General features: G+C 64.1%; 25 protein-coding genes. 13 read left to right on the forward strand and 12 right to left on the reverse strand.

From position 1 onward, the window contains the following. Window positions 1–34: 34 nt before the first annotated feature. The 4 genes from EP867_RS04725 to EP867_RS04740 all read right to left on the reverse strand — a co-directional run bounded on the left by EP867_RS04725 (window position 35) and on the right by EP867_RS04740 (window position 4,504). Window positions 35–667: a LysE family translocator gene (locus EP867_RS04725; protein ID WP_128487057.1), complete on the reverse strand. Its 633-nt coding sequence runs from the start codon at window positions 665–667 to the stop codon at window positions 35–37. Window positions 668–787: 120 nt separating this feature from the next. Beyond that, the gene (gene glyS, locus EP867_RS04730) at window positions 788–3,070 is read right to left on the reverse strand and encodes a glycine--tRNA ligase subunit beta (RefSeq protein ID WP_128487058.1); all 2,283 of its coding nucleotides are present in this window, start codon (window positions 3,068–3,070) and stop codon (window positions 788–790) included. 3 nt (window positions 3,071–3,073) lie between these two features. Then, complete coding sequence (locus tag EP867_RS04735) at window positions 3,074–3,535, reverse strand: DUF6446 family protein (protein ID WP_241656811.1); 462 nt, start codon at window positions 3,533–3,535, stop codon at window positions 3,074–3,076. A 36-nt stretch (window positions 3,536–3,571) separates the two neighbouring features. After that, window positions 3,572–4,504 carry a glycine--tRNA ligase subunit alpha gene (locus tag EP867_RS04740; RefSeq protein WP_128487059.1) on the reverse strand — a complete coding sequence of 311 codons (933 nt, stop codon included), beginning with the start codon at window positions 4,502–4,504 and terminating at the stop codon, window positions 3,572–3,574. Window positions 4,505–4,644: 140 nt separating this feature from the next. Here EP867_RS04740 and EP867_RS04745 point away from each other — a divergent pair, with 140 nt between their 5' ends. Beyond that, window positions 4,645–6,429 (forward strand): peptidoglycan-binding protein, encoded by a 1,785-nt coding sequence (locus tag EP867_RS04745; RefSeq protein ID WP_164888762.1) that lies wholly within the window; start codon window positions 4,645–4,647, stop codon window positions 6,427–6,429. A 5-nt stretch (window positions 6,430–6,434) separates the two neighbouring features. Here the strand turns inward: EP867_RS04745 and aqpZ are convergent, their stop codons facing one another. After that, entirely contained in the window at window positions 6,435–7,124 is a 690-nt protein-coding gene (gene aqpZ / locus EP867_RS04750; protein WP_128487061.1) for an aquaporin Z, read from the reverse strand. Window positions 7,125–7,265: 141 nt separating this feature from the next. On the opposite strand from aqpZ, the gene lipA reads away from it, so the two are divergent. Then, window positions 7,266–8,216 carry a lipoyl synthase gene (lipA, locus tag EP867_RS04755; protein WP_128487062.1) on the forward strand — a complete coding sequence of 317 codons (951 nt, stop codon included), beginning with the start codon at window positions 7,266–7,268 and terminating at the stop codon, window positions 8,214–8,216. Between the two features lie 42 nt (window positions 8,217–8,258). On the opposite strand, the gene EP867_RS04760 is transcribed toward lipA, so the two are convergent. Genes EP867_RS04760 through EP867_RS04775 form a run of 4 tightly spaced genes read right to left on the reverse strand, consistent with a single transcriptional unit; the run spans window position 8,259 to window position 12,537 of the window. After that, window positions 8,259–9,017, reverse strand: coding sequence for a glycerophosphodiester phosphodiesterase family protein (locus EP867_RS04760; protein WP_128487063.1), 759 nt, complete (start codon window positions 9,015–9,017; stop codon window positions 8,259–8,261). A 3-nt stretch (window positions 9,018–9,020) separates the two neighbouring features. Continuing rightward, complete coding sequence (locus EP867_RS04765) at window positions 9,021–9,485, reverse strand: RidA family protein (protein ID WP_128487064.1); 465 nt, start codon at window positions 9,483–9,485, stop codon at window positions 9,021–9,023. Between the two features lie 23 nt (window positions 9,486–9,508). Next, the gene (locus EP867_RS04770; RefSeq protein WP_128487065.1) at window positions 9,509–10,807 is read right to left on the reverse strand and encodes an HlyD family type I secretion periplasmic adaptor subunit; all 1,299 of its coding nucleotides are present in this window, start codon (window positions 10,805–10,807) and stop codon (window positions 9,509–9,511) included. After that, complete coding sequence (locus EP867_RS04775; protein WP_128487066.1) at window positions 10,804–12,537, reverse strand: type I secretion system permease/ATPase; 1,734 nt, start codon at window positions 12,535–12,537, stop codon at window positions 10,804–10,806. The genes EP867_RS04770 and EP867_RS04775 overlap by 4 nt, the downstream gene beginning before the upstream one ends. Before the next feature lie 159 nt (window positions 12,538–12,696). On the opposite strand from EP867_RS04775, the gene EP867_RS04780 reads away from it, so the two are divergent. The 9 genes from EP867_RS04780 (at window position 12,697) to EP867_RS04820 (ending at window position 21,129) form a co-directional block, all read left to right on the forward strand. Then, window positions 12,697–13,449 carry an MlaA family lipoprotein gene (locus tag EP867_RS04780; RefSeq protein ID WP_241656812.1) on the forward strand — a complete coding sequence of 251 codons (753 nt, stop codon included), beginning with the start codon at window positions 12,697–12,699 and terminating at the stop codon, window positions 13,447–13,449. Beyond that, window positions 13,409–14,041, forward strand: a complete 633-nt coding sequence (locus tag EP867_RS04785) for an MlaC/ttg2D family ABC transporter substrate-binding protein (protein ID WP_380049769.1) — start codon at window positions 13,409–13,411, stop codon at window positions 14,039–14,041. Before EP867_RS04780 ends, EP867_RS04785 begins: the two co-directional genes overlap by 41 nt. Window positions 14,042–14,245: 204 nt before the next feature. Next, complete coding sequence (locus tag EP867_RS04790) at window positions 14,246–14,518, forward strand: hypothetical protein (protein WP_128487067.1); 273 nt, start codon at window positions 14,246–14,248, stop codon at window positions 14,516–14,518. Between the two features lie 155 nt (window positions 14,519–14,673). After that, complete coding sequence (gene rpiA / locus EP867_RS04795; RefSeq protein WP_128487068.1) at window positions 14,674–15,450, forward strand: ribose-5-phosphate isomerase RpiA; 777 nt, start codon at window positions 14,674–14,676, stop codon at window positions 15,448–15,450. Between the two features lie 4 nt (window positions 15,451–15,454). Beyond that, window positions 15,455–15,937, forward strand: a complete 483-nt coding sequence (locus tag EP867_RS04800; RefSeq protein WP_164888763.1) for a PH domain-containing protein — start codon at window positions 15,455–15,457, stop codon at window positions 15,935–15,937. Next, on the forward strand, window positions 15,934–17,313 hold the full coding sequence (gor, locus tag EP867_RS04805; protein WP_128487070.1) for a glutathione-disulfide reductase: 1,380 nt from the start codon (window positions 15,934–15,936) through the stop codon (window positions 17,311–17,313). Before EP867_RS04800 ends, gor begins: the two co-directional genes overlap by 4 nt. 58 nt (window positions 17,314–17,371) lie before the next feature. Beyond that, complete coding sequence (hflK, locus tag EP867_RS04810; protein WP_128487071.1) at window positions 17,372–18,568, forward strand: FtsH protease activity modulator HflK; 1,197 nt, start codon at window positions 17,372–17,374, stop codon at window positions 18,566–18,568. Further along, window positions 18,565–19,449, forward strand: a complete 885-nt coding sequence (gene hflC / locus EP867_RS04815) for a protease modulator HflC (protein WP_128487072.1) — start codon at window positions 18,565–18,567, stop codon at window positions 19,447–19,449. Before hflK ends, hflC begins: the two co-directional genes overlap by 4 nt. A 231-nt stretch (window positions 19,450–19,680) precedes the next feature. Then, the gene (locus EP867_RS04820; RefSeq protein ID WP_128487073.1) at window positions 19,681–21,129 is read left to right on the forward strand and encodes a DegQ family serine endoprotease; all 1,449 of its coding nucleotides are present in this window, start codon (window positions 19,681–19,683) and stop codon (window positions 21,127–21,129) included. 46 nt (window positions 21,130–21,175) lie between these two features. Here EP867_RS04820 and EP867_RS04825 read toward each other — a convergent pair whose 3' ends face one another. Further along, on the reverse strand, window positions 21,176–21,658 hold the full coding sequence (locus EP867_RS04825) for a peptidoglycan-binding domain-containing protein (protein WP_164888764.1): 483 nt from the start codon (window positions 21,656–21,658) through the stop codon (window positions 21,176–21,178). 117 nt (window positions 21,659–21,775) lie between these two features. Here EP867_RS04825 and EP867_RS04830 point away from each other — a divergent pair, with 117 nt between their 5' ends. Then, a complete protein-coding gene (locus EP867_RS04830) occupies window positions 21,776–22,099 on the forward strand; it encodes a 2Fe-2S iron-sulfur cluster-binding protein (protein WP_128487075.1) in 324 nt (107 codons plus the stop codon). Window positions 22,100–22,175: 76 nt separating this feature from the next. After that, window positions 22,176–23,432, forward strand: coding sequence for a glutamate-5-semialdehyde dehydrogenase (locus EP867_RS04835; protein ID WP_128487076.1), 1,257 nt, complete (start codon window positions 22,176–22,178; stop codon window positions 23,430–23,432). 83 nt (window positions 23,433–23,515) lie between these two features. Here EP867_RS04835 and EP867_RS04840 read toward each other — a convergent pair whose 3' ends face one another. Together EP867_RS04840 and purD are read right to left on the reverse strand one after the other, a co-directional pair. After that, window positions 23,516–24,688, reverse strand: a complete 1,173-nt coding sequence (locus tag EP867_RS04840) for an aminotransferase class V-fold PLP-dependent enzyme (protein WP_128487077.1) — start codon at window positions 24,686–24,688, stop codon at window positions 23,516–23,518. Window positions 24,689–24,757: 69 nt separating this feature from the next. After that, window positions 24,758–26,020 carry a phosphoribosylamine--glycine ligase gene (gene purD / locus EP867_RS04845; protein WP_128487078.1) on the reverse strand — a complete coding sequence of 421 codons (1,263 nt, stop codon included), beginning with the start codon at window positions 26,018–26,020 and terminating at the stop codon, window positions 24,758–24,760. Between the last annotated feature and the right edge of the window lie 41 nt (window positions 26,021–26,061).

The raw sequence follows: 26,061 nt of genomic DNA on the forward strand, positions 1-26,061 counted from the left end.
GGTCTAGCGGATTGGGGCCGCGCTTTCCAGCGCCTCAGCCTGAGGTCGCAAGCCGCAGGGCCAGCGCGCCGAACATCAGGCCGGCAAGGCGGTTCAGAAGACTCATGCGGTTGCCGATGCTGCGTCCGGCGAGGCCTGCGAGCAGGCCATAGCCCATGGTGACAAGGGTGCCGGTGGTACAGAAGAGAAGCCCGAGAGCGAGGATCTGTTGCGCGGCGGACGGGCCGTCAGAGGTGATGAACTGTGGCAGGAAGGCGAGGATGAAGAGGATTGGTTTGGGGTTGAGAATATTGGTCAGCGCGCCCCTTGCGATGATGGGCCAGAGCCGGTCGGCGCGGCCGACCTCTGCCTCTGTCGTGCCGGATTTTGCGGTGAAACTTTTAAAGGCGAGCCAGGCGAGATAGGCCGCACCGAGCCAGCGGATGGCGTCGAGTGCAACGGGATGCGCGGCGATCAGGGCGGCGACACCGAGGGCTGCGAGGATCACGTGAAAGAGGCTGCCAAGGCCGGTGCCAAGTCCTGAGGCCATGCCGGCGCGGGGGCCGCCTTTGATGCCGAAAGCGGTGGCGGTGAGCACGTCTGAGCCGGGGATCAGGTTCAGCACCAGGCCCGCGGGGACAAAGGTCATCAGCTGCGGCAGCGTCAGGAAGGTCAGGATATCGGGCATGGTCCCCTCAGGCTCGGGCCGCTTCGGGGCAGAGGGTGGACCGGGGATGCGGGAGCTGCAAGGGCAAAGCAAAGGGCCGTGACGCGGTTGCGTCACGGCCCTTTGGCTGGGTCAGTCTGTTCAGCCGTCGATGCGGGCGAGATCCGCCACCTGGCCGCAGATCGCGCGGATGCGGTGCAGCAGGTTCAGGCGGTTGCGGCGCACAAGCTGATTGTCGCTGTTGACCTGAACGGCGGTGAAGAAGGCATCGATGGGGGCACGCAGGGCCGCCATGGCTGCCATTGCGCTCGCGAAATCTTCGCTTGCCATGGCCGGGGTGATCGCGGCTTCGGCCTGATCGAGGGCCGCGAAGAGGGCCTTTTCCTCATCGCCTTCGGCGAATTTGATGTCAGGGCCGAAGCTGTATTCGACGCCGTCTTTCGCCTCAGCCTGGGTGAGGATGTTATTGGCACGCTTGAAGCCCTGGATCAGGTTGGTGCCGTCTTCGGTGGCCAGCATGGCCGAAAGCGCGCGGGCGCGTTTGACCAGAAGCGTCAGATCGTCATTGCCCGGCATGGCAAGGCAGGCGTCGATGACGTCGTGGCGGATGCCTTCGTCCTTCAGGAAGACCTTCAGGCGGTCGTGGATGAATCCCAGCAGATCGGTGGCAGCATTATCGAGTCTAGCAATAACTGATGCTCTGTATGCGAGTTTTTCTCCCAGGCTTGCCTTTTCCTCAGCTATGGCAAGGGCATACTCTTCACGAGTAGTTGCTCCAATCGCCATAAGTGCACCGCCGACTATAGTAGGGCGGTACTGAGGATCTGCCATATCCGCTTCAGCTTTTGAGATGCGCTCTTGTTCAACAGCGCCAATTTGTTCAGCGACAAGCTTATACTCAGAAGAGATTATTTTCTGAAGCTTTTCTTGTAGGTTCAGGCGCAGATCATTGGTCAGGATCAGACGGATCACACCCAAAGCCGCACGGCGCAGCGCGAAGGGGTCTTTCGAGCCGGTGGGCTTTTCGTCAATCGCCCAGAAGCCGGTGAGGGTGTCGAGCTTATCAGCCAGCGCGACGGCCACCGAAACCGGTGCGGTCGGCACCGTATCGGTCGGCCCGAGCGGCGAGTAGTGATCGCGGGCGGCATCGGCCACGGCAGCGCTCTCGCCTGCGGCAAGCGCGTAGTAGCGGCCCATCAGGCCCTGAAGCTCAGGGAATTCGCCGACCATGGCCGAGCGCAGGTCGAGCTTTGCAAGCTCAGCCGCGCGGGTGGCTTCAGTCACATCGGCGCCGGTGACGGGGGCGAGTTCGGCGGCAAGTGCTGCGATCCGCGCGATGCGGGCCGACTGGCTGCCGAGTTTGTTGTGGAAGGTCACCGCCTTCAGGCCCTCAGCCCAGAGGGTCATGCCTTCTTTGGCCACGCGCAGGTCGTTGTCCCAGAAGAAGCGCGCATCGGACAGACGTGCAGCCAGAACCTTGCCGTTGCCCGCAAGGATGGTCGCGCCATTGTCGGCGGTCTCGGTATTGGCGACCGTCAGGAACTTCTCAATGCGGCCCGTGGCGGGGTTGCGGATCGAGAAGAACTTCTGATGCTCTTTCATCGAGGTCTGCAGCACCTCGGGCGGCAGGCCGAGGAATTCTTCTGCAATCGGGCCCATCAGCGGCACAGGCCATTCCACGAGACCTGCGATCTCGGTCAGAAGGCCTGCATCTTCCACGACCTCCAGCCCTTGGGCAAAAGCGGTCTGGCTGGCGTAGTTGCGGATGATTTCGGCGCGTTCCGCCTGATCGAGGATCACTTTTGCAGCGCGGAGTTTGGCGACATAATCGTCAAAGCTCTGCACGCCAAAGCGGCCCGGTGCGAGGAAGCGGTGGCCTTGGGTGGTATTGCCCGCGACAATGCCCTCGACGTTGAGATCGACCACTTCGGCTCCGGCCTCCGTCGTGAGGATGCACAGGATCGAATGCAGCGGGCGCACCCAGCGCAGATTGCCCGAGCCCCAGCGCATCGACTTCGGCCAGGGGAAGGTGCGGATGGTTTTTTCCAGCACTTCCGCGATGATCTCGGGCGCTTTGCGACCGGGCTTTTCGATGACGGCAAAATAGACCTGGGCCTTTTTGTCGTCGCGAACGGCCAGTTGCTCCAGCGTCAGCCCGGTCGAGCGCAGAAAGCCCTCAATCGCAGGGGCGGGGGCATCGGTGCGCGGGCCCTTGCGCTCTTCGCGCAGAGCCGGGCTTTCGGCCGACAGACCCTCAATGGTCAGGCACAGACGGCGCGGGGTCGAGAAGGCTCCGGCGGAGGCATAGGTCAGACCTGCCTCAACCAGACCGTCGGTGACCAGTTTCTTCAGGTCCTCGCGGGCACGCGCCTGCATGCGGGCAGGGATCTCTTCCGAGAAAAGCTCAATCAGAAGGTCCGGCATGGCTCAGTTCTCCAATGTGCCGTTCAGCTGGTGCCAGGCAAAGACCCGGCCGTCAGGGTAAACTGCAAGAATTCGGTCAACACCGAGGTGAATTTCGCGCTCTGAGAGCAGGGCTTTGGCGGCTCCGCTTTGCAGATCCGCGCCAATGGCGGCGGCGTCAAAGCAGGAGAACCAGGACGGCCCCGTCAGCGGCTCAGGTTTCGCGGCGGGCAGGGCATGGCTCAGCTCACCCGGATCGGCGAGGAGGGCGCAGGCGCGGAACCGCAGCGGCGAAGAGGTGGCGTCGATGCCTTCAAACTCTGACAGCGACAGCGGCTCAACCCCGGTTTCGGTGGTGGCGCGCAGCACCGTGGTCTCGGGCAGCGTGTCGTAATAGGCATAGACCTGCAGCCAGTACATCGCCGCCCCCGCCACAGTGGCAGAGGCGAGGATGGCAATGGCTGCGGTGCGTCCGGTGAAGGCCATCTCAGACCTTCCCGTTCCGGCGCTCGGGCGCGCGCATCATGCGGTGGCCCCTGCGGCTTCGGTCAGCACGAAGGCATCGGCGCATTTCTTCGCCAGCGCCCGGACACGGCCGATATAGGCCTGACGCTCGGTCACGGAGATCACGCCGCGGGCATCGAGCAGGTTGAAGAGATGCGAGGCCTTGATGCACTGGTCATAGGCCGGATGCACCATGATATTGGCGCGGCCATGGAATTTCGGATCCGCAGCGTCAAAGGCCAGCAGGCGCGCGCATTCGGCCTCTGCATCCTCAAAGTGGCGCAGCAGCATCTCAGGCGTTGCGCCGTCGAAGTTGTGGCGGCTGTATTCCTGCTCGGTCTGGCGGAAGACATCGCCATAGGTCAGCGGAACCGGGCTGTCAGGATCGTTGAAAGGCATCTCCATGACGTGGTTCACGCCAAGGACATACATCGCCAGACGCTCAATCCCATAGGTCAGCTCGCCCGGAACGGGGCGGCAGTCATGTCCGCCGACCTGCTGGAAATAGGTGAACTGCGAGACTTCCATCCCGTCGCACCAGACTTCCCAGCCCAGACCCCAGGCGCCCAGCGTCGGGCTTTCCCAATCGTCTTCGACAAAGCGGATGTCATGCAGCGCGCTGTCGAGGCCGATCTCTTTCAGCGAGCCGAGATACAGCTCCTGCAGGTTCGGCGGCGAAGGCTTCAGGATCACCTGATACTGATAGTAATGCTGCATCCGGTTCGGGTTTTCGCCATAGCGCCCGTCGGTCGGACGGCGCGAGGGCTGCACATAGGCCGCAGCCCAGGGGCGCGAGCCGAGCGCACGCAGGATCGTGGCGGGATGGAAGGTGCCGGCGCCCACTTCCATATCATAGGGCTGAAGAACCGCGCAGCCCTGGGCCGCCCAGTAATTCTGAAGACGCAGGATCACATCCTGGAAACAACGGGGTTTCTCGGGGCTGACAGCCATGGTTGACCTCTTGAAAAGCCCTTGTCTCATAGGCAAGAGGCGGGGGAGGGTCAATAAAGGGCTCGATTCAGCGCAGTTTTTGTTAACAAATCTTCCGGGTAGGTCGGATTTTGAAGGAACGGGTGCGGATGGTGCGGCGGTTGAGACTTGGAACGGCAACGGCCCTTGTGGCTCTGGCAGGATGGACCGGAGCGGTGCGGGCGCAGGAGGGGGCCGGACAGGTCTGGATCCAGATCGAGGCGCGAAATTCACTCCCCGCCGCAGAAGAGCGTCTGCAGCGCTGGTCGGCGCAATTGCCCGGAGTGACGGGCTTTCGGCTCTCCTCGGGCTGGATTGCGGTGGCGATCGGCCCTTTCTCTCCCGATGAAGCCCGCGCGCGGCTGAGCGAGCTGCGTGCGGCAGGGATGATTCCCGCTGACAGCTATATTCCCGACAATCGTCTTTTACGTGAGCAGATCTGGTCGGACGGTGGCTCTGCCTATGCGGCTCCGCCCCTTGGTGCGCCGATTGCACCGGTGACAGAGGCGCCGCTGGCCGCGCCGAGGGCAGGAGAGACGGGCGTGGTCGCCACCGAAGCCCCGGCGGAAACCCTGGCCGAAACCCTTGCCGAGTCCCGTGCGGCGGAAGCGCGTCTGACCCGTCAGGACCGCCGCGATATTCAGGAGGCCCTGGCCTGGGCCGGCACCTATACCTCCGGGATCGACGGGGCCTTCGGGCCCGGAACCCGTGCTGCGATCAGCGAATGGCAGGGCCGGATGGATTACGATCCGACCGGGGTGCTGAGCACCGCACAACGGGCCGAGCTTGTCGGGGCCTGGCAGGCCGAGGTTAAGGCGCTGGGGCTGGAGACGGTGAAGGACGAAGAGGCCGGGATCCAGGCGGTGCTGCCGCTGGGTCTGGTGGAATTTGACCGCTACGCCCCGCCCTTCGTGCTCTATCGTCCCAAAGCCAGCAGCGGGATGGAGTTGCGTCTGATCAGCCAGCCCGGCGATCAGGCCCTGCTCGAGGCGCTTTATCATGATCTCGCCGCCAGTGGCCTTGTGCCGGCAGAAGGCCCGCGCGAATTGCGCCGGGGGGGCTTTAGTCTGTCCGGTCGGGACGGCGCGGTGGAAGTCCATGCCCGGGCCGAGCTTGACGGATCTGCCATCCGCGGCTGGCTGTTGCGCGCCCCCGCCGCTGAGGCAGAGCGCAGCCTGCGGGTGATGCAGAGCCTGTCAGCGGGCTTTAAAGGCCTCGGGCGTCAGGTGCTGGACCCCGGTCTCGTGCCGATTGATGAAGGTCTGCGTGCGCGGCTGCAAAACGGGCTGGAACCGGCCCCTCCGCGCGCGGCGCTGAGCGGGTTTTATATCGATGCCTCGGGTCAGGTGATGACCGCCCTGGCTCCGCTTCAGGGCTGCCGCGAGGTCTATCTCGACAATGTGACCCGTGCCGGGATCAGCTGGCAGGATGCGGATCTGGGGCTGGCCGTGCTGCGCCCGGAAAGCCCGCTTGCGCCCGCCGTGGTCGCAGGCTTTGCCGCGGCGCTGCCTGCGAAAGGCGCTGAGGCGGTGCTGAGCGGCTTTTCCTTCGGGGCGGGGCTGTCGCTGCCATCGGTCAGCTTTGGCCGGTTTGAAACCGGGACCGCGCCGGATGGAACGCCGGGCCGCGCCACGCTGCGCATGACGGCGACCGAGGCAGATGCCGGTGGGGTGGTGCTGGGGCCGGATGGCCTGGTGATCGGTGTGCTTTTGCCCGAGACGGAGGTCGCAGGAACCGCGCTGCCCGAGGGGGTCGCCCTCATCGCGCCTGCGCCGCAGATCCTGCAGCGCGTCTCAACCGGGGGCCCGCGTCTGCAGGCCGCTCCGGTGACGGCGGGTGTGAAGGCCCCCGAAGATCTGACCCGCATGGGATCAGATCTTGCCGTTCAGGTGATCTGCCGAAGCTGAAAGCCTCAATCAGCGTCGGGCCGCGTCAGGCCCGATGCGTAAACCACTCCGGCGAGGACGCCTCCCGCCAGGGGGGCGACGATGAAGACCCAAAGATCCGCCAGCGCCCTGCCGCCCACAAAGAGCGCAGGCCCCATCGAGCGGGCCGGGTTCACCGAGACCCCGGTGACATTGATGCCAACAAGGTGAATGCCCGCAAGCGTCAGGCCGATGGCGAGCCCCGCAAAACCCGCAGGGGCCGCCGAAGAGGTGGCGCCAAGGATCACGGTGACAAAGACAAAGGTCATCACGAATTCAAAAATCAGTGCGGCGCCAAGGCTGTATTCGCCCAGGTAACCCGGACCATAGCCGTTCTGCCCGAGGCCGTTGACGGCGATGTCGTAACCCGCCGTTCCGCTGGCAATGACCCAGAGCGCACCGGCAGCGATGATGGCGCCGATGATCTGTGCCAGCATATAGCCCACGGCTTCGGCCATGGGCATGCGGCCTGAGCTGACCATGCCGATGGTCACAGCGGGGTTAAGATGGGCGCCGGAAATCGCGCCAAGGCCGTAGGCGGCGGCAATCACACCGATCCCGAAGGCCATCGCGATGCCATGCATCCCGATTTTATCGCCCATCAGAACGGCAGCACCACAGCCGAATATCACAAGAACAAAAGTGCCGAGCGCCTCTGCAAAGAGTTTACGCGACATGACAATACTCCCTCCCCGCAACGCAGGGTTACTGGTCCAGCCCGCTGAAAAAGCATGGCCCTGCGCAGGGCAGGTGGCGTTGCGTTACGGGCGTTTTGAGCTTATCTCAGGGGCAGCCACGCCGTCAGGGGGGGAATTCCTTTGCGCGATCTCAAGCTGCCCGAACAGCGCCACCCGGAAAAAGCCCACCGTCCGGACAATGCCCAGCCGAAGAAACCCTCCTGGATCCGGGTCAAAGCCCCGACCTCTGAGGGCTATAAACAGACCCGCGATATTCTGAAGTCGAACAAGCTGGTCACCGTCTGCGAAGAAGCAGGGTGCCCCAACGTGGGTGAATGCTGGAGCCAGGGTCACGCCACCATGATGATCATGGGCGAGATCTGCACCCGCGGCTGCACCTTCTGCAATGTGGCGACCGGCAGGCCGCAGGCACTGGACGCCTTTGAGCCGGGCCGCGTCGCCCATGCGGTGCAAAAGCTCGGGCTGAACCATGTGGTCGTGACCTCGGTGGACCGCGATGACCTGGAAGACGGCGGGGCAGAGCATTTCGCCCAGACGATCCGGGCGATCCGCCACCGCTCGCCCGATACGACGATCGAGGTGCTGACGCCGGACTTTCTGAAATGCCCCCCCTCAGCGCTGGAGAAGGTGGTTGAGGCACGCCCGGATGTCTTCAACCACAACCTCGAAACCGTGCCCGGCCTTTATCACGAAGTCCGTCCCGGCGCGCGCTATTTCCATTCGCTGCGTCTTTTGCAGCGGGTCAAAGAGCTTGACCCCTCGATGTTCACCAAATCCGGCATCATGATCGGCCTTGGCGAGGAGCGTCATCAGGTGCTGCAGGTCATGGACGACATGCGCTCGGCGGATATCGATTTTCTGACCGTCGGCCAGTATCTGCAGCCGACCCCCAAGCACCACGGGATTGCGAAATTCGTGACGCCGGAGGAATTTGCAGCCTATGAGAAAGCGGCGCTGAACAAAGGCTTCCTGATGGTCTCGGCCACGCCGCTGACCCGTTCGAGCTATCATGCGGGCGATGACTTCCAGCGTCTGCGCGCCGCGCGTGAAGCGCGCCTCGGGCGCGGCTGAGCGATCTCTGTTTGATGAAAACCGCCCTCGGGGGCGGTTTTTTCATGGCAGTGCTGCGCGGTAGCCCTCAAAGGTCACATTGCAGGCGATCTGCCGGGCGCGGGCTTCCTCAGCCGCGGAGCGGATGGTCCAGCACAAAACATCCGCGCCCTGTTCGCGCAGCCGGGTAACCGGTGCGCTGTCGAGATCGCGGTGGTGATGTGAGATAAAGGTGGCGCCGGTGGCCTCATAATCCGCGATGGCATTCAGCCGGGCGAGGGTTGCTTTCGACAGCCCTTCAGCCTCTGCGCCGCGCCAGGTCATGGTGGTCAGCCCCCGCGCCACATCTGGCAGATACCGCGCAAGCAGGGTGACGATGCCTGGATCAAAAGACATCACCGCCAGATCGCCACGATAGCCGCGCAGAAGCGCTGCTGCGGCGGCGACAAGCCGTTCCCCCCCGTCGCGCTGGGCTTTGAACTCGAGGAGCAGCGGGACTGCGCCGGATACAAGCGCCAGAACCTCTGCAAGCGGTGGCGGAGCCTCACGGCCCCCGAGGAGCGTCAGGGCCTTAAGGCGGTCAGACGGCGTTTCATCCACACGCCCTGAGGCGCCCGTCAGCCGGGTGAGCTCTTCGTCGTGAAAGACAAAGACATCCCCATCCGCGCTGAGTTGCAGGTCCAGCTCAATGGCATAGCCCGCCGTCATCGCTGCCCGGATCGCCGCAAGGCTGTTCTCCGGGCAGGTGGTATCCGCATTGTGCAGGGCCCGATGCGCCACGGGCAGGCGTTTTAACCGCTCCGGCAGCCGTGGCGCGGTCATGGCTCAGACCAGTTCGAAGATGGCTTCGACTTCCACAGCCACGCCAAAGGGCAGCGAGGCGGCGGAAACGGCCGAACGGGCATGACGGCCGGCATCGCCAAAGACCTGGACCATCAGATCCGAGGCGCCGTTGATGACCTTGGGCTGCTCGGTGAACTCTGCCGTGGAATTAACAAAGCCCACCAGCTTGACGACACGCGCAATGCGGTCGAGATCGCCACCGCAGGCCGCGCGTGCCTGGGCGATCAGCGCCAGTGCACAGCGCTTTGCGGCGGCCGCGCCGTCTTCCGTGCTCAGGCCGGCGCCGAGTTTGCCGGTGATCAGCCCCTCAGGTCCCGCGCTGATCTGGCCCGAGACGTAAAGCACATTGCCGCTTTGGACGGCGGGGACGTAGTTCGCCGCCGGGGCGGGTGCGTCGGGCAGGGTGAGGCCAAGTTCCGCAAGGCGGGCGTCGATTTTACCGGTCATCTGCAATCTCCTGTCGCATCAGCTCAACTCTCCCGGAAGGCCCGGGTGAAGTAATCCGTAAAGGGACGCATCAGGAACTGCAAAGGAGTTCGCTCCTCCGTGCGGATCCAGGCTTCAACCGGCATGCCCGGGCGCAGGGTCACGCCGGGCAGACCTGCGGTAAGCTCTGCGGGCAGAGAGATCTCGGCGCGGTAATAAGGCAGGGGGGATTGTGCCTCACTGTGGGCATCGGCGGACAGTTTTGTGACCCTGCCGGTCAGTTCGGGCAGTTTTCGCAGCGAGAAGGCGGGAAAGGTGATGCGCACCTCCTGGCCTTTGTGGACCTGATCGATATGGCGATCCGGAATCCGGGCGCTGATGAGGAGAGGGCGGTCCTGCGGGACGATATACAGTGCAGGCTCAGCCGGGCGCAGAACCGCGCGGGGGGTGGTGATCGCAAGGTTGAGCACGATCCCCTCTGCCGGGGCGCGCAGCTCCAGGCGGTCGATGCGCTCGAGGAGCGTCCGGCGACGCTCTGACAGCTCATTGAGATGGAGCGCGGTCTCTCGCAGCTCCATCCCGGCCTCGGTGCGGCGCGTGGCCTCAAGGCGCAGGATCTCAAGGGCGGTTTCCGCGATCCGCTCTCCGGCCTGAGCCCGGGCGGCCAGCAGTTCTGCGCGCGCGCCCGCCAGCCGTGCCGCCTCCCGGCGCAGGGCGAGAGGGCGGCTGATCTGGGCGAGACCTTTGTCGAAAAGATCCTGCTGTGCGGTTAATTCCTGCGCGATCAGACTGGCCTGCTCATCCAGAGCTGAGGTCTGCGCGATCAGGCCCTCGCGCAGGATGCGCGTCTGGGCGGCCCGCAGTTCAAGTTGGGCGCGCTGCTGGTTGAGGCTGGCGAGGCGGGTCTCAAAGAGGGCAGTCTGCGCCGCGAGCACAGAGGCCGTTTCCGGCGAGCGCGCCGCCTGGTCGCGCAGTTCCTGCGGCATCTGCGGCAGGCTCAGCCCTTCCTCTTCCGCTTCCAGTCGTCCGCGCCGGGCGAGAAGCCCGAAATACTGCGCCTCAAGGATCGCCAGTTCAGAGCGCAGCAGTCCGCCATCAAGACGCAACAGCACCTGACCCTCCGTCACGCGGTCGCCCTCGCGCACCAGGATCTGCGCCACGGTGCCACCCTCAGGGTGCTGAAGAACCTGCCGGTTCTCAGCAACCTCAATGCGCCCGGCGGTCATGATGGCGCCCGCGATCGTCGTCCTAAGACCCCAGGTGAGGCTGCCTGCCAGGAGCAGCGCCACGGTCAGCAGGCCCAGCAGAACATGACCGCGCGCAGACCATTGCGGCTTGCTCATGATGCAGCCCCCGATGCGGCGGCGCGGATTTCGCTGTGGTTGCGCACCTGCGCCCGCAGCACCTGATCGCGCGGGCCAAAGGCCGTGGAAAGACCGCCCTCAAGTACCAGAAGAAGATCGCATTCCTGGATGGCGGCGGGACGATGCGCCATGATCAGCACGGCGCCGCCTGCGGCTTTCACGCTGCGCACGGCCTGATTCAAGGCGCCCGACCCCTCTGCATCAAGGTTAGAGTTCGGCTCATCCAGAACCAGAAGCACCGGATCGCCGTAGAGCGCGCGAGCAAGGCCGATGCGCTGGATCTGACCGCCGGACAGCGGTGCGCCCGATGCGGAAAGGCGGGTCTCATAGCCGTCGGGGAGTTGCAGGATCATCTCATGGGCCCCGGCGCGGCGCGCCGCGCGCAGAATGGCTGCGGGTTCAGCTGTGGGATCGAGGCGGGCAATGTTGTCGGCGATCGTCCCCTCAAAGAGGGCTACGCGCTGGGGCAGGCAGCCGATCAGCCGCCCAAGGTTTTCGCTGTCAAACTGTTCAAGCGGCACCGCGTCCAGGCAGACCCGCCCCGCGCCCGCCCGCCAGTGACCGCTCAGCGCCCGGGCGAGGCTGGATTGTCCCGCACCGGAGGGACCGATAACGCCAAGGGCCTGCCCGGGACGCAGATCAAAACTGAGGCCGCGCAGCACATTTGCCGGGCTGCCCGGGGGGGCGAGCGTCAGGTTTTCCACAGTCAGATGCGCCCTGGGGCGGGGCAGATCCATCCGGGGAGGGGCTGCGGGCACGCGCGTCAAAAGTTGCGCAAGCCTGGCATAGCCTTCGCGGGCATGAGTGATCAGGCCCCATTGCGCAATCACCGCCTCTACCGGGGCGAGGGCGCGGCCGAGCAGAATGGATGCGGCAATCATTGCCCCGGCCGTCAGCTCCCCGCGCAGAACCAGAAAGGCGCCAAGGCCCAGCATCAGCGATTGCAGCAGCAGCCGGAGGGTCCGGCTTAATGCGCCAAAGCCGCCACCGGTATCAGAGGCCTGCAGGGCTGCAGCCGTGCGTGCGCGCCGCGCCGCACCCCACCTTCGGAGGGCGTTGCCCTGCATGCCGAGGGCGCGCAGCGTGGCGGCTTCGCGGTGGTACTGAGCGGCCAGATCTTCCTCCTGGCGGGCGGTCTCGGTGAGCAGACGCAGGGGCCCGCGGCTCATCCGTTCATTAAGCAGGGTGATCAGGATCAGGGCCCCGCCGCCTGCCAGGGCGAAGGCGCCGCAAAGCGGATGAAAGATGAACAAAAGCGTGAGGAACACAGCCGCCCAGGGGAGATCGAAGAGCGCCATAAAACCCGGTGAGATCAGCAACCGCTGCACGGCCTCAAGATCGCGCCGGGCGCTTTGGGCAAGCGGGTCGTCCGGGAACTGCACCGAGAGGCGGGCGGCGGCGAGAAAGACGCGCCCGTCGAGGCGGTCCTGAAACACCGCGCCGATCCTGGCGGCAATGCGTCCCCGAAGGTGATCGAGCAGCCCCATGGCCATGAAAAGAAAAGTCATCAGCCCGCTCAACGCGATAAGCGTGGCTTCGGACTGCGAGCCCAGCACCCGGTCATAGACCTGAAGCATGTAAACCGGTGCAGCCAGCATCAGCAGATTGACCATGGCGGTAAAGAAAAAGACCGTCACAAACAGCCCGCGCCGGTCGCGCAGCGCAGCGCGCAACTCCGCCGGCCCCATGCCTGTCTGTGCCATTTTCATCGACTGTTCCCCGCTGCCATTGCGCAGTACTGAGCCAGAAAACTGTTAATATTTTGCACTAAACCTGTGCGTCCATTGCGGTTGACGCCGGGAGCGTTACCTATATGAGGGCAGCCGGAAGTTTCTCTGCCCAAGACCCGGCTCCTGGTGAGGTATCACGTGACCGTCCTGACATCTGCCAAATCATCCCGCATCACTCTGGCGTCACTTGCGGCTGCGGCTCTGTTGTCGGCCTGTGCGCCGGCGACCCGCAACCCTGAGGATCCGCTGGAGCCGGTGAACCGGGCGGTGCATGGCTTTAACCTGGCGGCAGACCGTTTTGTGCTGCGCCCGGCTGCGGTGGTGACCGGCCCGGTGCTGCGCAGCCCGGTCGGGACGGCGATCAGCAATTTCTCGGACAATCTTGGCACGCCGCAGGCCGTGGCCAACCACCTGCTGCAGGCGCGTTTTGCAGATGCAACCCACAGCGCCTGGCGCTTTGCGGTCAACAGCACCATCGGTCTGGCAGGTCTCTTTGATCCGGCCACCGCCATGGGGCTGGAAGAACGTGATACCGATTTCGGCGCGACGCTGAATGCCTGGGGCGCCGGAGAGGGGCCGTTTGTGATGCTGCCGATCCGCGGGCCCTCGAATGCGCGCGATGCGGTGGGAGAGGTCGTCGATCTGTTGACCGATCCGCTCGACAATGTGCTCAGCGACGGGCAGCAGGAAGTGGCCACCGGGGCCTTCGTTCTGTCAAAAGTCGGTGATCGCGCCCGCTATTTCGAAACTGTGGACTCGATCCTTTACGGAAGTGCCGATAGTTACGCTCAGACGCGGTTGATGTATCAACAGAACCGCCGCTTTGAACTTGGTCAGGAGGCCGGAGACGATGCGTTCATCGATCCGTATGAAGACGCTGACAGCAACTGACCCGCGCCGTCGGGCCTTGCTGGCAGGAGGCGCGGTCTATGCCGGGCTGATGCTGGCAGGCGCGCCGGTTATGGCATTTGACGTCAATACGGCGCGCAGTCTGATCGACCGCGCGATCGCCGATGTGAATGCGACCATCGCATCGGGCAAAAGCGAAGCCGCCATGCTGCGCGATTTTGAGGGCATCTTCGCCCGTTACGCCGATGTGAACGCCATCGCGCGCTCGGCTCTCGGGCCGACGGCGCGTTCGCTCTCAGGCCAGCAGCTTGCGGCTTTCACCGAGGCGTTCCGGGTCTATATCGCGCGCAAATACGGCCGCCGCTTCCGCGAGTTTATCGGCGGGCAGATCGAGGTGACCGGCGCACAGCCGATCAAAAGCTACTTTGAGGTCAGCTCGATTGCGCGTCTGCGTGGTCAGGCTCCTTTTGATGTGCGCTGGCAGGTCTCGGACCGCTCGGGCAAGCCGTTGTTCTTCAATATCATCATTGAAGGCATCAATATGCTTGCCACCGAGCGCGCGGAGATCGGCGCAATGCTGGATCGGCGTCGCGGGGATCTGAACCTGCTGATCCAGGATCTGAAGTCGATCTGAAGCTGATCTGAAATTTTCGTGAGAATCACCAGATGGGGGCCGCAGGGTCCCCATTTGTCGTTTCAGACCCCGGGCGCAAACGGCTCTCGATGGGAATTTATATCACATTGTATGTATTACATACTTTGGTGTGGACTGAGTCCGGGTAATCATCGTAAAGTTCTTCTGCTGGTTGCAGCCTGTCTCTGACATGAGGTCGTGTTTATGCCTGTGATTGTTCTGATTATTCTCTCTTCGCTGGGCTGGCTCATGTCGGTTGTTGCGGTTGTGAGCCTCAGTGGTGTCGGGCTGTGGTCGGTGCTGGGGATCTGGCTCTGCCTGATCCTGGTCTTCGGGGCGACGCTCCGGCGTGCCGTAGGCTCCGGCAACGGGGCCGCAGCGCGGTTCCAGATGGAGCTTGCGGCGGATCTTGAGGCGCTGGCTGAGCGTGACCTCGGTGTGAATGCCGCTGGTGACGCGATGGCGCGGCGCTTCTGACCAAACTCTCTTTGCTCCGCCTGACCCGTCTGAGCGCTGCTCAGGCGGGGTTTTTCATGGGCAGAGCTGCCTTCGGACCCGCGCTGAGGGGAATTACCCTCTCGCCCCGGCAGGCCGGTTTGCCTATAAGCAGGCATGCCAGACGGAGTGTTCTAATGCCTGCAGACCTTTCCCCCATTGACCGCGCCAAATATGCTGCCTCCCGCCGGGCGGTGGATTTTGTTGAGGACGGAATGCGGGTCGGTCTTGGGACCGGTTCGACCGCCGCCTGGATGGTGCGCTGCCTTGCGGAACGTGTGAAGGCGGAAGGTCTGACCCTGCAATGTGTGCCGACCTCGACCCGCACGGCAGAGCTGGGGCGCGAACTCGGCCTCAATATCGTCACCCTCGAAGAGGCGGGCTGGCTGGATCTGACCATCGACGGAGCGGATGAATTTGATCCCGAACTGTCGCTGGTCAAAGGGGGCGGCGGTGCGCTGCTGCAGGAAAAAATCGTGGCGACCGCTTCGGACCGGATGATTGTGATCACCGATGCCGCCAAAGAGGTGAAGACCCTCGGCGCTTTCCCGCTGCCGGTGGAAGTGATCCCCTTCGGCTGGCAGGCGACGCGGACGCTGATTGCCGAACTGATCGGCGGCTCGGATGTGGACGGCCATGAGATCACGCTGCGGATGAACGGCGATCAGCCGTTCCGCACGGATGAGAACAACTACATCCTGGATCTGCACCTCGGCCGGATCGGCAACCCGCGTGAACTGTCACTCCTGCTGAACCAGATTGCCGGTGTGGTCGAGAACGGTCTTTTCCTCGATATCTGCGATACGGTGATCGTAGGCTATGGCGATGGCCGGGTCGAGCTGCATGACATGGCGACCCGCACGCCGGGCACAGAGCCGGTTCCGGGCAATGTTTTCACGGACGGGGACCTCTGAGCCTATGACGGTGGATGTCCGCCGCTCAGCCCGCGGCACGCTTTCCTCTCTGCTCAGCCTCGGGCTTTTCCTCGGGGCGGGGGCCATGCTGCTCAGCCGGGAATATATGGCCACGCGGCCCTCGGTGCTGATGGCGGTCGTGGCTGTGCTGCTGCTGCTCTGGGCGGGGGTGATTGCCAACGGGCTGCGTCGTCCGGTGCTGATGTCCGGTGATGACAGCGGCGTTCGGGTCCGGCGGCTGATCGGGCATCATGCCTTCGCCTGGAAGGACCTGACGTTTGCGAATTTTGACGGCTCGGATCGCGCGGTGATCCTGGGCGGATTTATCAATGGCAATATGCGCTATGCGGCCATCGCAAAGCGCCCGGCCAATGCTGCGGATCTCGGTGACATGGCGGCGCTTTTTGCGCGTCACCGCCCGGATCTGCCGAAGACTATGGGACCGCCGGGGGCCTCCCTCGCGCAGACGGAGGAGAGCGCGACATGAGCGACGCACAGGCTTTTGACTACGACCTTTTTGTCATCGGCGGCGGATCAGGCGGCGTGCGCGCTGCGCGGATCGCGGCCGGCGAGGGCAAGGCAAAGGTCGCTCTGGCCGAGGAATACCGTCTGGGCGGCACCTGTGTCATCCGCGGCTGCGTTCCCAAGAAGCTGATGGTGTTCGCCAGCGCCTTCCCGGGCCAGATAGAGGATGCTGCGGCCTATGGCTGGCAGGCCTCGGTCGGAAGCTTTGACTGGACCGCTTTTCGCGGGAAACTTGATGCGGAGCTTGACCGTCTTGAGGCGGCCTACCGCTCAGGTCAGACCGTGGCGGGGGTGACGCTTTATGCGGCCCGTGCAACCCTGACCGGCCCGCATTCGGTGCGGCTGAGCACGGGGGAAGAGTTTACCGCCAAGCACATCCTGATCGCAGTGGGCGGCAGGCCGATGGTTCCTGATCTGCCGGGGGCAGAGCTGGGCCTGACCTCGAATGAGATGTTCCTTCTCGATCAGCTGCCCGAGAGCATTCTGGTCGTGGGCGGGGGCTATATCGCCTGCGAATTCGCCTGCATTCTGCATGGCCTCGGCGTGAAGGTGACCCAGGCGTATCGCGGCCGGCAGATTCTGCGCGGCTTTGATCTGGAAACCACCGGCTATGTGCAGCGCGCCATGGTTGAACGCGGCATTGATCTGCGCCTTGAGAGTGATCTGGCGAAGCTGGAGAAGGCGGAAGGCGGCATCCGTGTCACCGACACCAACGGCGGAACGGCCACCTATGGGGCGGTTCTTTTCGCCACAGGCCGGGTGCCGAATTCTCAGGGGCTGGGGCTTGAAGAGCTGGGCGTGAAGCTTGGGGTGAAAGGCGAGATCATCGTTGATGACTACAGCCAGACCTCAGTGCCTTCGATCTTTGCGGTGGGCGATGTCACCGACCGCGTGAACCTGACCCCGGTGGCGATCCGTGAGGGCCATGCCTTCGCTGACACCGTCTTCAAAGGCCATCCGCGCACCGCGGATCACAGCCTGATCCCGGCCGCAGTCTTCGCGCAGCCGGAGCTCGGGACGGTGGGTCTGTCGGAGGAAGAAGCCGCGGCCCGGGGGGCGATCGAGATCTATTCGACCTCTTTCCGGCCGATGCAGACGCTCTTTGCCGGGCGCGACGACCGGGCTTTCTTTAAGCTGGTGGTCTGTGCCTCCACGCGCAAAGTGCTCGGGTGTCATATTGTCGCGCCTTCCGCGGGTGAGCTGATCCAGCTGGTGGCGATTGCGATCCGTATGGGCGCAACAAAAGAAGATTTCGACCGGACGATGGCGGTGCATCCGACCATCGCTGAGGAACTCGTGACCATGAGAAATCCGGTCAGAACCGTGGGAACCGCTTGATTTCAGCGGATCAATACCCAGTTTAGAGCGAACCGGATTGTGTGAGAAGGAACAGGGAATGGCAGGCAGCGGAGGACCATGGGGCGGCGGCTCGGGTGGCAACGACGGCGATAAGCGCGGCCAGCAGGGCGGCAACGGCGGTGGCGGCGGGCGCAAGCCCGGACCCGAGGGTCCTCAGATCCCCGAAATCGACGAGCTGATGAAGAAGGGCCAGGAGCAGCTGCGCGTCCTTATGGGCGGTCGCGGCGGCAATGGTCAGGGCGGCGGACGCGGCCCGCAGGGGCCCTCTTCGGGCAGCCCGCTCTTTTCCAAAGGCACGGCGCTGCTGGCGGTCGTGGGCGCTGCGGTTGTCTGGGGCATGGCCTCTTTCTACACCGTAAAGCCTGAAGAGCGCTCGGTTGAGCTGTTCCTTGGCGAATATCGCGGCATCGGCAACCCGGGTCTGAACTTCGCGCCCTGGCCCCTGGTCAAGGCTGAGATCGTTCAGGTGACCGGCGAGCGTGTGACCGATGTCGGCACCGGCCGTGGCGGCGTTCTCGACACCGGCCTGATGCTGACCCGCGATCAGAATATCGTGGATATCGAATTCCAGGTGGTCTGGAACGTCTCGGACCCCTCGCAGTTCCTGTTCAACCTGCGTGAGCCCTCGGATACCATTCGCGCGGTCTCGGAATCCGCGATGCGTGACATCATTGCGCGCTCGGAACTCTCGCCGATTCTGAACCGTGACCGTGGTGCCATTGCCTCGGATCTGCGCGCAGCCGTTCAGGCCACGCTCGACAGCTATCAGGCCGGGATCAACGTGGTGCGGGTGAACTTCGACCGCGCCGATCCGCCGCGTGAGGTGATCGACAGCTTCCGCGAAGTCCAGGCCGCTCAGCAGGAGCGTGACCGCCTTGAAAAAGAGGCCGACGCCTATGCCAACCGCGTCACCGCCGGTGCCCGTGGTGAAGCCGCACGTCTGATGGAGCAGTCAGAGGCCTATCGCGCCCAAGTGGTGAACGCCGCCCAGGGTGAGGCCAGCCGCTTCCTTGCGGTCTATGAGGAATATGTGAAGGCGCCGGAAGTGACCCGTCGCCGGATGTATCTTGAGACCATGGAAGAAGTGCTTGGCGGCGTGAACAAAGTCATTCTTGACGGCGTGAACGGCGGTGAGAACGGCCAGGGCGTGGTGCCCTTCCTGCCGCTCAATGAGCTGAACCGTGGTCTGACCGCTCCGGCGGCCGGTGCTGCGCAGACGGGGGTAAGCCAATGAACAAACTGAATCTCGCAATCCCCGTCCTGGTGCTGGTTGCCGTGGGTGTTCTGTCGTCGGTCTTCATCGTCGACGAACGTGAAAAGGCCATGGTCCTGCAGTTCGGTCAGGTGAAACAGGTCAAGGAAGAGCCGGGTCTGGGCTTCAAGATCCCGCTGATCCAGGAAGTGGTCACCTATGAGGACCGTATCCTCGGCCTGCAGACCCAGCCGCTGGAAGTGACGCCGCTTGATGACCGTCGTCTGGTCGTCGATGCTTTCGCCCGCTGGCGCATCACCAACCTCGTGGATTTCCGTGAGGCCGTGGGCGCAGGTGGCGAAGAGGCGGCCCAGGTGCGTCTGGAGCGGATCGTGACCGCAGCGATCCGTGAGGTCCTCGGTGGCGTGCCCTCGAACCGTGTGCTCTCAGAGGACCGGACCGCGCTGATGAACACCATCCGTGACAACGCGCGTCGTCAGGCCGCGTCGCTGGGCGTCGATATCGTTGACGTGCGTCTGACCCGAACCGATCTGCCCGAGCAGAACCTTGCCGCCACCTATGCCCGTATGCGGGCAGAGCGTGAGCGTGAGGCTGCAGATGAGCGCGCCCGTGGTGAAGAAGCCGCGCAGCGCGTTCGCGCCGCGGCAGACCGCACCGTGGTCGAGCTGACCTCTGACGCGCGCCGTCAGGCCGAAGTGATCCGCGGTGAAGCCGATGCCGAACGGAACCGCGTTTACGCCGAAGCCTTTGGCCGCGATCCGGAGTTTTTCGCTTTCACCCGTTCGCTGACCTCTTATCAGCGCGCGCTGAAGGCGGGGAATTCCTCGATCGTGATGCAGCCCGACAGCACCTTCTTCGAGTATCTGCGCAGCGATCAGCCGCCGGCCCCGGCCGCGCAGTAATCACGCTGCCACACAGCTTTTCAGAAGGGCCGGTCCAGCTGGGGCCGGCCTTTTCTTTTGCCAGAGCGGGCAGCGGGGGCGGGGCGGCTGTTGCGCTGTCGCTTTGATCGCCGCGTTTCACAAGCGGGGGAGAATGTTGCAACACTCTTTGCTTTCCCGGTTGCATTGCCCATGTTCGACGGGAATGGGGGCACTCCGCGCCCCATGACCAAGACGGAGGATGTCTTAGAGATGAATTCCAGTCCCATGACTCTGCCGCAGCGCCCGCTGCGTGCGCTCTGGCTGGGTGTCGTTGCGGTGGCTTTTGCCCTGTCGCAGACGGTGGCTGTAGAAGCCCGCGGCGCCCCGGACACCTTTGCGGATCTGGCGGAAAAGGTCAGCCCGGCAGTCGTCAATATCACCACCTCGACCGTGGTTGAGCAGCCTACGGGGCAGGGTGGCCCGCGCTTCCCCGAAGGGTCGCCCTTCAATGAATTCTTCCGTGAATTTCTGGAGCGCGATCCCGGCCAGCAGGCGCCGCAGCGCGGTCAGGCACTCGGTTCGGGCTTCGTCATCTCAGAAGACGGCCTGATCGTGACGAACAACCACGTCATCGAGGGTGCCGATGACATTGAGATTGAGTTTTTCTCGGGCAACCGCATGAAGGCCACGCTGATCGGCACAGACCCTCAGACCGATATTGCGGTGCTGAAAGTCGAAGCCACCGAGGCGCTGCCCTTCGTTACCTTCGGCGATGCCGACGCCTCGCGCGTGGGCGACTGGGTCATGGCGATGGGCAACCCGCTCGGCCAGGGTTTTTCGGTCTCGGCAGGGATCGTCTCGGCGCGCAAGCGCTCGCTCCAGGGCGCTTATGACGACTATATTCAGACCGATGCTGCCATCAACCGCGGCAACTCGGGCGGCCCGCTGTTCAATATGGACGGCGAAGTCATCGGCGTGAACACTGCGATTCTCTCGCCCAACGGGGGCTCGATCGGCATCGGCTTCGCCATGAGCTCGAATGTGGCTTCGCGCGTTGTGCAGCAGCTGCGTGAGTTCGGCGAAACCCGCCGCGGCTGGCTGGGTGTGCGGATCCAGGACGTCAGCCCCGACATCGCTGAGGCCATGGGCCTGCCGAAAGCCGCCGGTGCGCTGGTCACCGATGTGCCGGATGGTCCGGGCAAAGAGGCCGGGATCCTCGCCAATGACGTGATCCTGAAATTCGATGGCGCTGACGTTGCCGATACCCGAGCGCTCGTGCGTCAGGTTGGCGACACCGATGTCGGTAAAGCCGTTCCGGTCGTGGTGCTGCGCGGCGGTAAGGAAATGACCATCGAGGTCACCCTGGGCCGCCGGGAAACCGCGGAAGGGGAAGGCAGCGCCAGCCGTCCGGGCGCTCAGGTGAAACCGCAGCAGCAAGACCTGATGGGCATGCGTCTGCGCCCGGTGACCGAAGCCGAAGGCAAAGCCGCAGGCGTCGCTCAGGGCCTCTTTATTGAGGCGGTTGAGCCGGGTGCTGAAGCAGGCACCAAAGGCCTGCGCGCGGGGGATCTGCTGACCGAAGCAGGCCAGCAGCCGCTCAGCTCGGTTGAGGATCTGCAAAAGCGGATTGAGGAGGCCAAAGACGCCGGTCGCAAATCGCTGCTGCTGCTGGTGCGCCGCGGAACCGATTCGCGTTTTGTCGCCCTCGCCGTTGAGTGATCAGCGCTGGACAACTCTGGAAGGCGGCTCTGCGGGGCCGCCTTTTTTAATGCGCAATCAGACCCAGCGACAAAGCCGCCGCCCGCGACAGGACCGGTGAGTTCAGCCCCGCCGCCGCCTGATAGCGTTGCAAGGCCGCACCCGTGGCCGCGTTGGCCAGGCCCGTGACCGGGCCGTCATAAAGTCCCCGCGCCTTCAGCGCCCGCTGCAATGAGGCGTAGAACAGATCCGCGCCCCCCACTTCCGGCGGGCAGGGAATGCGAAACCAGATCCGGCTGCGCGGGCGCAGCTCCCGCTGGCGGCTTTCGCTCACGATCCCCCGCAAAGGGTCGAGCCGCTGCTCGGTAACGGTCTCAAAAAGGGCCGGGCGCTCTTCAGTGTGCCAGCACCGGCCCGCATCAGGCGGCGGCGGCGTGAAGTGCAGCTCTGCGCTCAGATCCGGCAGCGCGCGGGGTGGGGCGACCTGCGGGCCGGTTGCGCAACCACTGAGCGAGACCGCTATGGCTCCGCAAAAAATCAACCTGCGCATTCCGCCCTGCCTGCTGTGTGAGGCGCAGTCTAACGACAGCCTGTGGCACTGGTCAAACCTCTCGCGCTGCATTATCTCATTGGCAACACGCAGACAGCAGCATCAGGAGCCCCGGTCATGGCCCGCATCACCTATATCGAGCACAATGGCACCGAGCATGTTCTCGAGGTGGCCACCGGTCTGACGGTGATGGAAGGCGCACGCGACAATGGCGTGCCGGGCATTGAGGCCGATTGCGGCGGCGCCTGCGCCTGCTCGACCTGCCACTGCTACGTCGATGCTGCCTGGGTGGACCGGCTGCCGCCGAAAGACCCGATGGAGGCCGATATGCTTGATTTCGCCTGGGCACCCGATCCGGTGAGATCGCGTCTCACCTGCCAGATCCGCGTCTCTGATGAGATCGACGGGCTGGTGGTTCATCTTCCTGAGCGCCAGATTTAAGCGCGCTCACGCCCCCGTCCTCCGGCCGGATCAGGGGTGACCTCCCCGGCCGGATTTCAGACCTGAGGGGCTTATCATGACCGAACTCGCAGCACTGATGCAGACCATTGGCGCGAATGCCCGCGCCGCTGCAACCGGGCTCGGTTATGCCCCGCCAGAGCAGAAGACAAAGGCGCTTGAGACGGCCGCAGACTACCTGATGGCCCATCAGGAGGATCTGCTCGCAGCCAATGCGCTCGATATGCAATATGGCCGCGACAAAGGCCTCACCCCCGCCATGCTCGACCGGCTGGAGCTGACCCCGGCGCGCATCGCAGCCATCGCGCAGGGGCTGCGTGATGTTGCAGGCCAGCCCGATCCGGTGGGCCGCGTGCTCTCGGAATGGGACCGCCCCACGGGGCTCCACATTCAGCGCGTCTCGACCCCGCTCGGCGTGATTGGTGTGATCTATGAATCGCGCCCCAATGTCACCGCCGATGCCGGTGCGCTCTGCCTCAAGGCAGGCAATGCCGTGATCCTGCGCGGCGGCTCGGAAAGCTTCCACTCCAGCGCCGCGATCCACCACTCCATGGTGGAAGGCCTGAAAGCCGCAGGCCTGCCGGAAACCGCAATCCAACTCGTGCCCGTCCGCGACCGCGAGGCCGTTGCTGAAATGCTGCGCATGACCGATTACATCGATGTCATCGTGCCCCGCGGCGGGAAAGGCCTCGTAGGCCTCGTGCAGCGTGAAGCCCGCGTCCCGGTCTTTGCGCACCTGGAAGGCATCTGCCACATCTATCTCGACAAAGCGGCTGATGCGGAAAAAGCCCGCCGTGTGGTGCTGAACGCCAAAACCCGCCGCACCGGCATCTGCGGTTCTGCGGAATGCCTGCTGATCCACCGCGACCTTGTCGATACCCTCGGCGCGCAGATCATCGCCGATCTCATCGCCGCCGGCGTCGAAGTGCGCGCAGGCGAGGGCCTTCACCATCTGCCCGGCGTGACCAGAGCCGCCGCCGATGACTTTGGCCGCGAATATCTCGATATGATCATCGCGGCAGCCGTGGTGGACGATGTCGACGGCGCCATCGCCCATATCCGCCACTATGGATCGAACCACACCGAATCGATCCTGACGGAAGATGACGCCGCGGCCGATCGCTTCTTCCAGCGCCTCGACAGCGCGATCCTGATGCGCAACGCCTCGACGCAATTCGCAGACGGTGGGGAATTCGGCATGGGCGGCGAAATCGGCATAGCCACGGGCAAAATGCATGCCCGCGGCCCGGTGGGTGCCGATCAGCTGACGAGCTTTAAATATCTCGTCCGCGGTGACGGCACGATCCGCGCCTGATCAGGCGAGGCTTCTTCGGGCTTTGGCTTTTTAAAAATACTCCCGGGAGGGGTTCGGGGAGGGCAGGCAGCCCTCCCCGATTTTCATTTCAGCGCCTCGACCGCGCCCAGAAACCGCGAAATCTCGGCCTCATCATTGAAATAATGCACCGAGGCCCGGACCAGGCTCGACAGCCCGCGCGCCCCGAAATCAAGCCGGGCAGAGCTGTGGTTTGAGACCGAGACATTGATCCCCTGCACCCGCAGCGCCTCATAAATCTCACGGGCCTCCAGGCCGGCCTTCTCAAAGGTCACAATCCCGCAGCGCGTCACACCCAGATCGCGCACCCTCACAGCGTGAAGCCCCGAAAGCCCCTCGCGCAACTCTGCCGCAAGCCCGCTCACCCGCGCCTCAATCGCCGGAAGGCCAAGGCCCCGGGCATAGCGCACCGCCTCCATCAAACCGACGCGGCCGCCGACATAGGTCTCCCAGGTCTCAAACCGCCGCGCGCCCTTTGCCAGGGTATAGCCCTGGTCTGCAGTCCAGTCGGCCGCGCGCATATCGGCAAAGGGCGGCTCAATCTGATCGATCACCCGGTCTGAGACCCACAAAAACCCTGTCCCCCGCGGCCCGCGCAGAAACTTCCGCCCCGTGCCCGAGAGGATATCACAGCCGATCTTTTGCACATCGAGATCAATCTGCCCCACCGACTGACAGGCATCGAGCAGATAGAAAAGCCCATGTGCCTTCGCCACCCGCCCCACGGCCTCTGCCGGGTTCACCAGCCCGCCCTGGGTCGGCACATGGCTCAGGGCAATCAGCCGGGTTCTCGGCCCGATCAGCCGCTCGAGCGCGGCGACATCGATCTGCCCGCTTTCATCCGAGGGGCAAAGATCGATCTCCAGCCCGCGCCGCTTCGCCTGCTGCAAAAGCGCGATGTAGTTTGAAACATATTCCGAGGCATGGGTGATGATCCGGTCACCAGGCTGCAACGGCAGGCCGTAAAAAGCCATATCCCAGGCGCGGGTCGCGTTCTCAACCCAGGCCACCTCATGGGGTTTTGCGTTCAGAAGCCCCGCAAATTCGGTGTAAAAGGCGTCCAGCTCCGGGGCCATGCGCCGCTCAACCTCATAGCCGCCCAGTTCATTCTCCAGATCAAGCACCCGCTTGACCGCCTCATAAACCGGGCGCGGCATCAGCGATGAGCCTGCATTGTTGAAATGCAGCACCTTTTCGACGCCATGGGTCTCAGAGCGGATGCGGGCGATATCGAGCATGAAAAAACCTCCGGGAGTGACCTCCCGAAGGCTCTGATGTTCCGCCGTCCGCCGCAAGGGCAAAGGCGCTTAAAGCGCGCGCCAGCCGATGTCTTTGCGGCAGAAGCCCTCCGGCCAGTCGATCTGATCGACCATGTCATAGGCCAGCACACGGGCCTCAGCCAGGCTGTCAGCCCGGGCGGTGATGTTCAGAACCCGACCGCCATTGGCCAGAATTTTGCGTTCACGCTCAATGGTTCCGGCGTGGAAGGCCATCTGCGAGGAGGTCTCGGGCAGGGCGGAAAGACCCCGGATCTCGGTGCCTTTTTTGTAATCCCCCGGATAGCCCTCTGCCGCCATGACAACAGTGAGCGCGTGGTCATCAGCCCAGTTGACGGTGATCTCATGCAGACGCTCTTCCGCGCAGGCCAGCAGCAGATCGAGGATCTGTGCGCCCAGGCGCATCATCAGAACCTGGCACTCCGGGTCGCCAAAGCGGACGTTATATTCCACCAGACGGGCATAGCCGTTTTCGATCATCAGACCGGCGTAAAGCACGCCCTTAAACGGGGTGCCACGGCGGGCCATTTCATCGACCGTCGGCTGCACGATCTCGCGCAGCACCTGCTCCTGGATCGCCGTCGTCAGAACCGGGGCAGGGCTGTAAGCCCCCATGCCGCCGGTGTTCGGGCCGGTATCACCATCGCCCACGCGCTTGTGGTCCTGGGCGGTGCCGACCGGCAGGATCGATTTGCCGTCCGACAGGATGAAGAAGCTGGCCTCTTCTCCGGCCATGAACTCTTCTATCACCACTTCCGCACCGGCCGCCCCGAAAGCGCCGCCGAACATATCGTCGATCGCCGAGAGAGCCTCTTCCTCGGTCATGGCGACGACCACGCCTTTACCGGCGGCCAGGCCATCGGCCTTCACCACGATCGGCGCACCATTGGCACGGATATGGGCCTTTGCGGCCTCAGCATCGGTGAAATGGCCATAGCCTGCGGTCGGCGCATTGCAGGCGTCGCAGATCTCTTTGGTAAAGCTTTTCGACGATTCCAGCTTTGCCGCCGCCGCCGAAGGACCGAAATGCAGGATACCCGCTGCCGCCAGCGCGTCGCCCACGCCCGCCGCCAGCGGCGCTTCCGGGCCGATCACCACGAAATCAATCGCCTCTGCCGCGACAAATTCCAGCACCGCATCGGCGCTCAGGATGTCGATATCCACCTGCCGCGCCAGCGAGCCCATGCCCGCATTTCCGGGAGCCACGAAAAGCCGGTCGCATTTCGGGTTCTGACGAATTGCCCAGACGAGGGCATGTTCGCGCCCGCCACTGCCCAGCACCAGAATGTTCATCGCCGCCTCCGCTTGGCCTTTTGCTGCGCGCGTTCTAAGGT

The sequence above is a fragment of the Falsigemmobacter intermedius genome (assembly GCF_004054105.1).
In the GTDB taxonomy this organism is placed as follows: domain Bacteria; phylum Pseudomonadota; class Alphaproteobacteria; order Rhodobacterales; family Rhodobacteraceae; genus Wagnerdoeblera; species Wagnerdoeblera intermedia.

What these genes read in the sequence shown, in the direction of transcription:
- EP867_RS04775 (WP_128487066.1), bottom strand. Translation starts at nt 12,537, where the DNA reads ATGAAAATGGCACAGACAGGCATGGGGCCGGCGGAGTTGCGCGCTGCG.
- EP867_RS04790 (WP_128487067.1), top strand. Translation starts at nt 14,246, where the DNA reads ATGCCTGTGATTGTTCTGATTATTCTCTCTTCGCTGGGCTGGCTCATG.
- EP867_RS04835 (WP_128487076.1), top strand. Translation starts at nt 22,176, where the DNA reads ATGACCGAACTCGCAGCACTGATGCAGACCATTGGCGCGAATGCCCGC.
- EP867_RS04765 (WP_128487064.1), bottom strand. Translation starts at nt 9,485, where the DNA reads ATGACCGGTAAAATCGACGCCCGCCTTGCGGAACTTGGCCTCACCCTG.
- EP867_RS04830 (WP_128487075.1), top strand. Translation starts at nt 21,776, where the DNA reads ATGGCCCGCATCACCTATATCGAGCACAATGGCACCGAGCATGTTCTC.
- hflC (WP_128487072.1), top strand. Translation starts at nt 18,565, where the DNA reads ATGAACAAACTGAATCTCGCAATCCCCGTCCTGGTGCTGGTTGCCGTG.
- EP867_RS04800 (WP_164888763.1), top strand. Translation starts at nt 15,455, where the DNA reads ATGACGGTGGATGTCCGCCGCTCAGCCCGCGGCACGCTTTCCTCTCTG.
- EP867_RS04760 (WP_128487063.1), bottom strand. Translation starts at nt 9,017, where the DNA reads ATGACCGCGCCACGGCTGCCGGAGCGGTTAAAACGCCTGCCCGTGGCG.
- EP867_RS04840 (WP_128487077.1), bottom strand. Translation starts at nt 24,688, where the DNA reads ATGCTCGATATCGCCCGCATCCGCTCTGAGACCCATGGCGTCGAAAAG.
- EP867_RS04740 (WP_128487059.1), bottom strand. Translation starts at nt 4,504, where the DNA reads ATGGCTGTCAGCCCCGAGAAACCCCGTTGTTTCCAGGATGTGATCCTG.
- EP867_RS04770 (WP_128487065.1), bottom strand. Translation starts at nt 10,807, where the DNA reads ATGAGCAAGCCGCAATGGTCTGCGCGCGGTCATGTTCTGCTGGGCCTG.
- rpiA (WP_128487068.1), top strand. Translation starts at nt 14,674, where the DNA reads ATGCCTGCAGACCTTTCCCCCATTGACCGCGCCAAATATGCTGCCTCC.
- gor (WP_128487070.1), top strand. Translation starts at nt 15,934, where the DNA reads ATGAGCGACGCACAGGCTTTTGACTACGACCTTTTTGTCATCGGCGGC.
- EP867_RS04725 (WP_128487057.1), bottom strand. Translation starts at nt 667, where the DNA reads ATGCCCGATATCCTGACCTTCCTGACGCTGCCGCAGCTGATGACCTTT.
- purD (WP_128487078.1), bottom strand. Translation starts at nt 26,020, where the DNA reads ATGAACATTCTGGTGCTGGGCAGTGGCGGGCGCGAACATGCCCTCGTC.
- EP867_RS04825 (WP_164888764.1), bottom strand. Translation starts at nt 21,658, where the DNA reads ATGCGCAGGTTGATTTTTTGCGGAGCCATAGCGGTCTCGCTCAGTGGT.
- EP867_RS04820 (WP_128487073.1), top strand. Translation starts at nt 19,681, where the DNA reads ATGAATTCCAGTCCCATGACTCTGCCGCAGCGCCCGCTGCGTGCGCTC.
- EP867_RS04785 (WP_380049769.1), top strand. Translation starts at nt 13,409, where the DNA reads ATGCGTTCATCGATCCGTATGAAGACGCTGACAGCAACTGACCCGCGC.
- aqpZ (WP_128487061.1), bottom strand. Translation starts at nt 7,124, where the DNA reads ATGTCGCGTAAACTCTTTGCAGAGGCGCTCGGCACTTTTGTTCTTGTG.
- EP867_RS04735 (WP_241656811.1), bottom strand. Translation starts at nt 3,535, where the DNA reads ATGGCCTTCACCGGACGCACCGCAGCCATTGCCATCCTCGCCTCTGCC.
- hflK (WP_128487071.1), top strand. Translation starts at nt 17,372, where the DNA reads ATGGCAGGCAGCGGAGGACCATGGGGCGGCGGCTCGGGTGGCAACGAC.
- glyS (WP_128487058.1), bottom strand. Translation starts at nt 3,070, where the DNA reads ATGCCGGACCTTCTGATTGAGCTTTTCTCGGAAGAGATCCCTGCCCGC.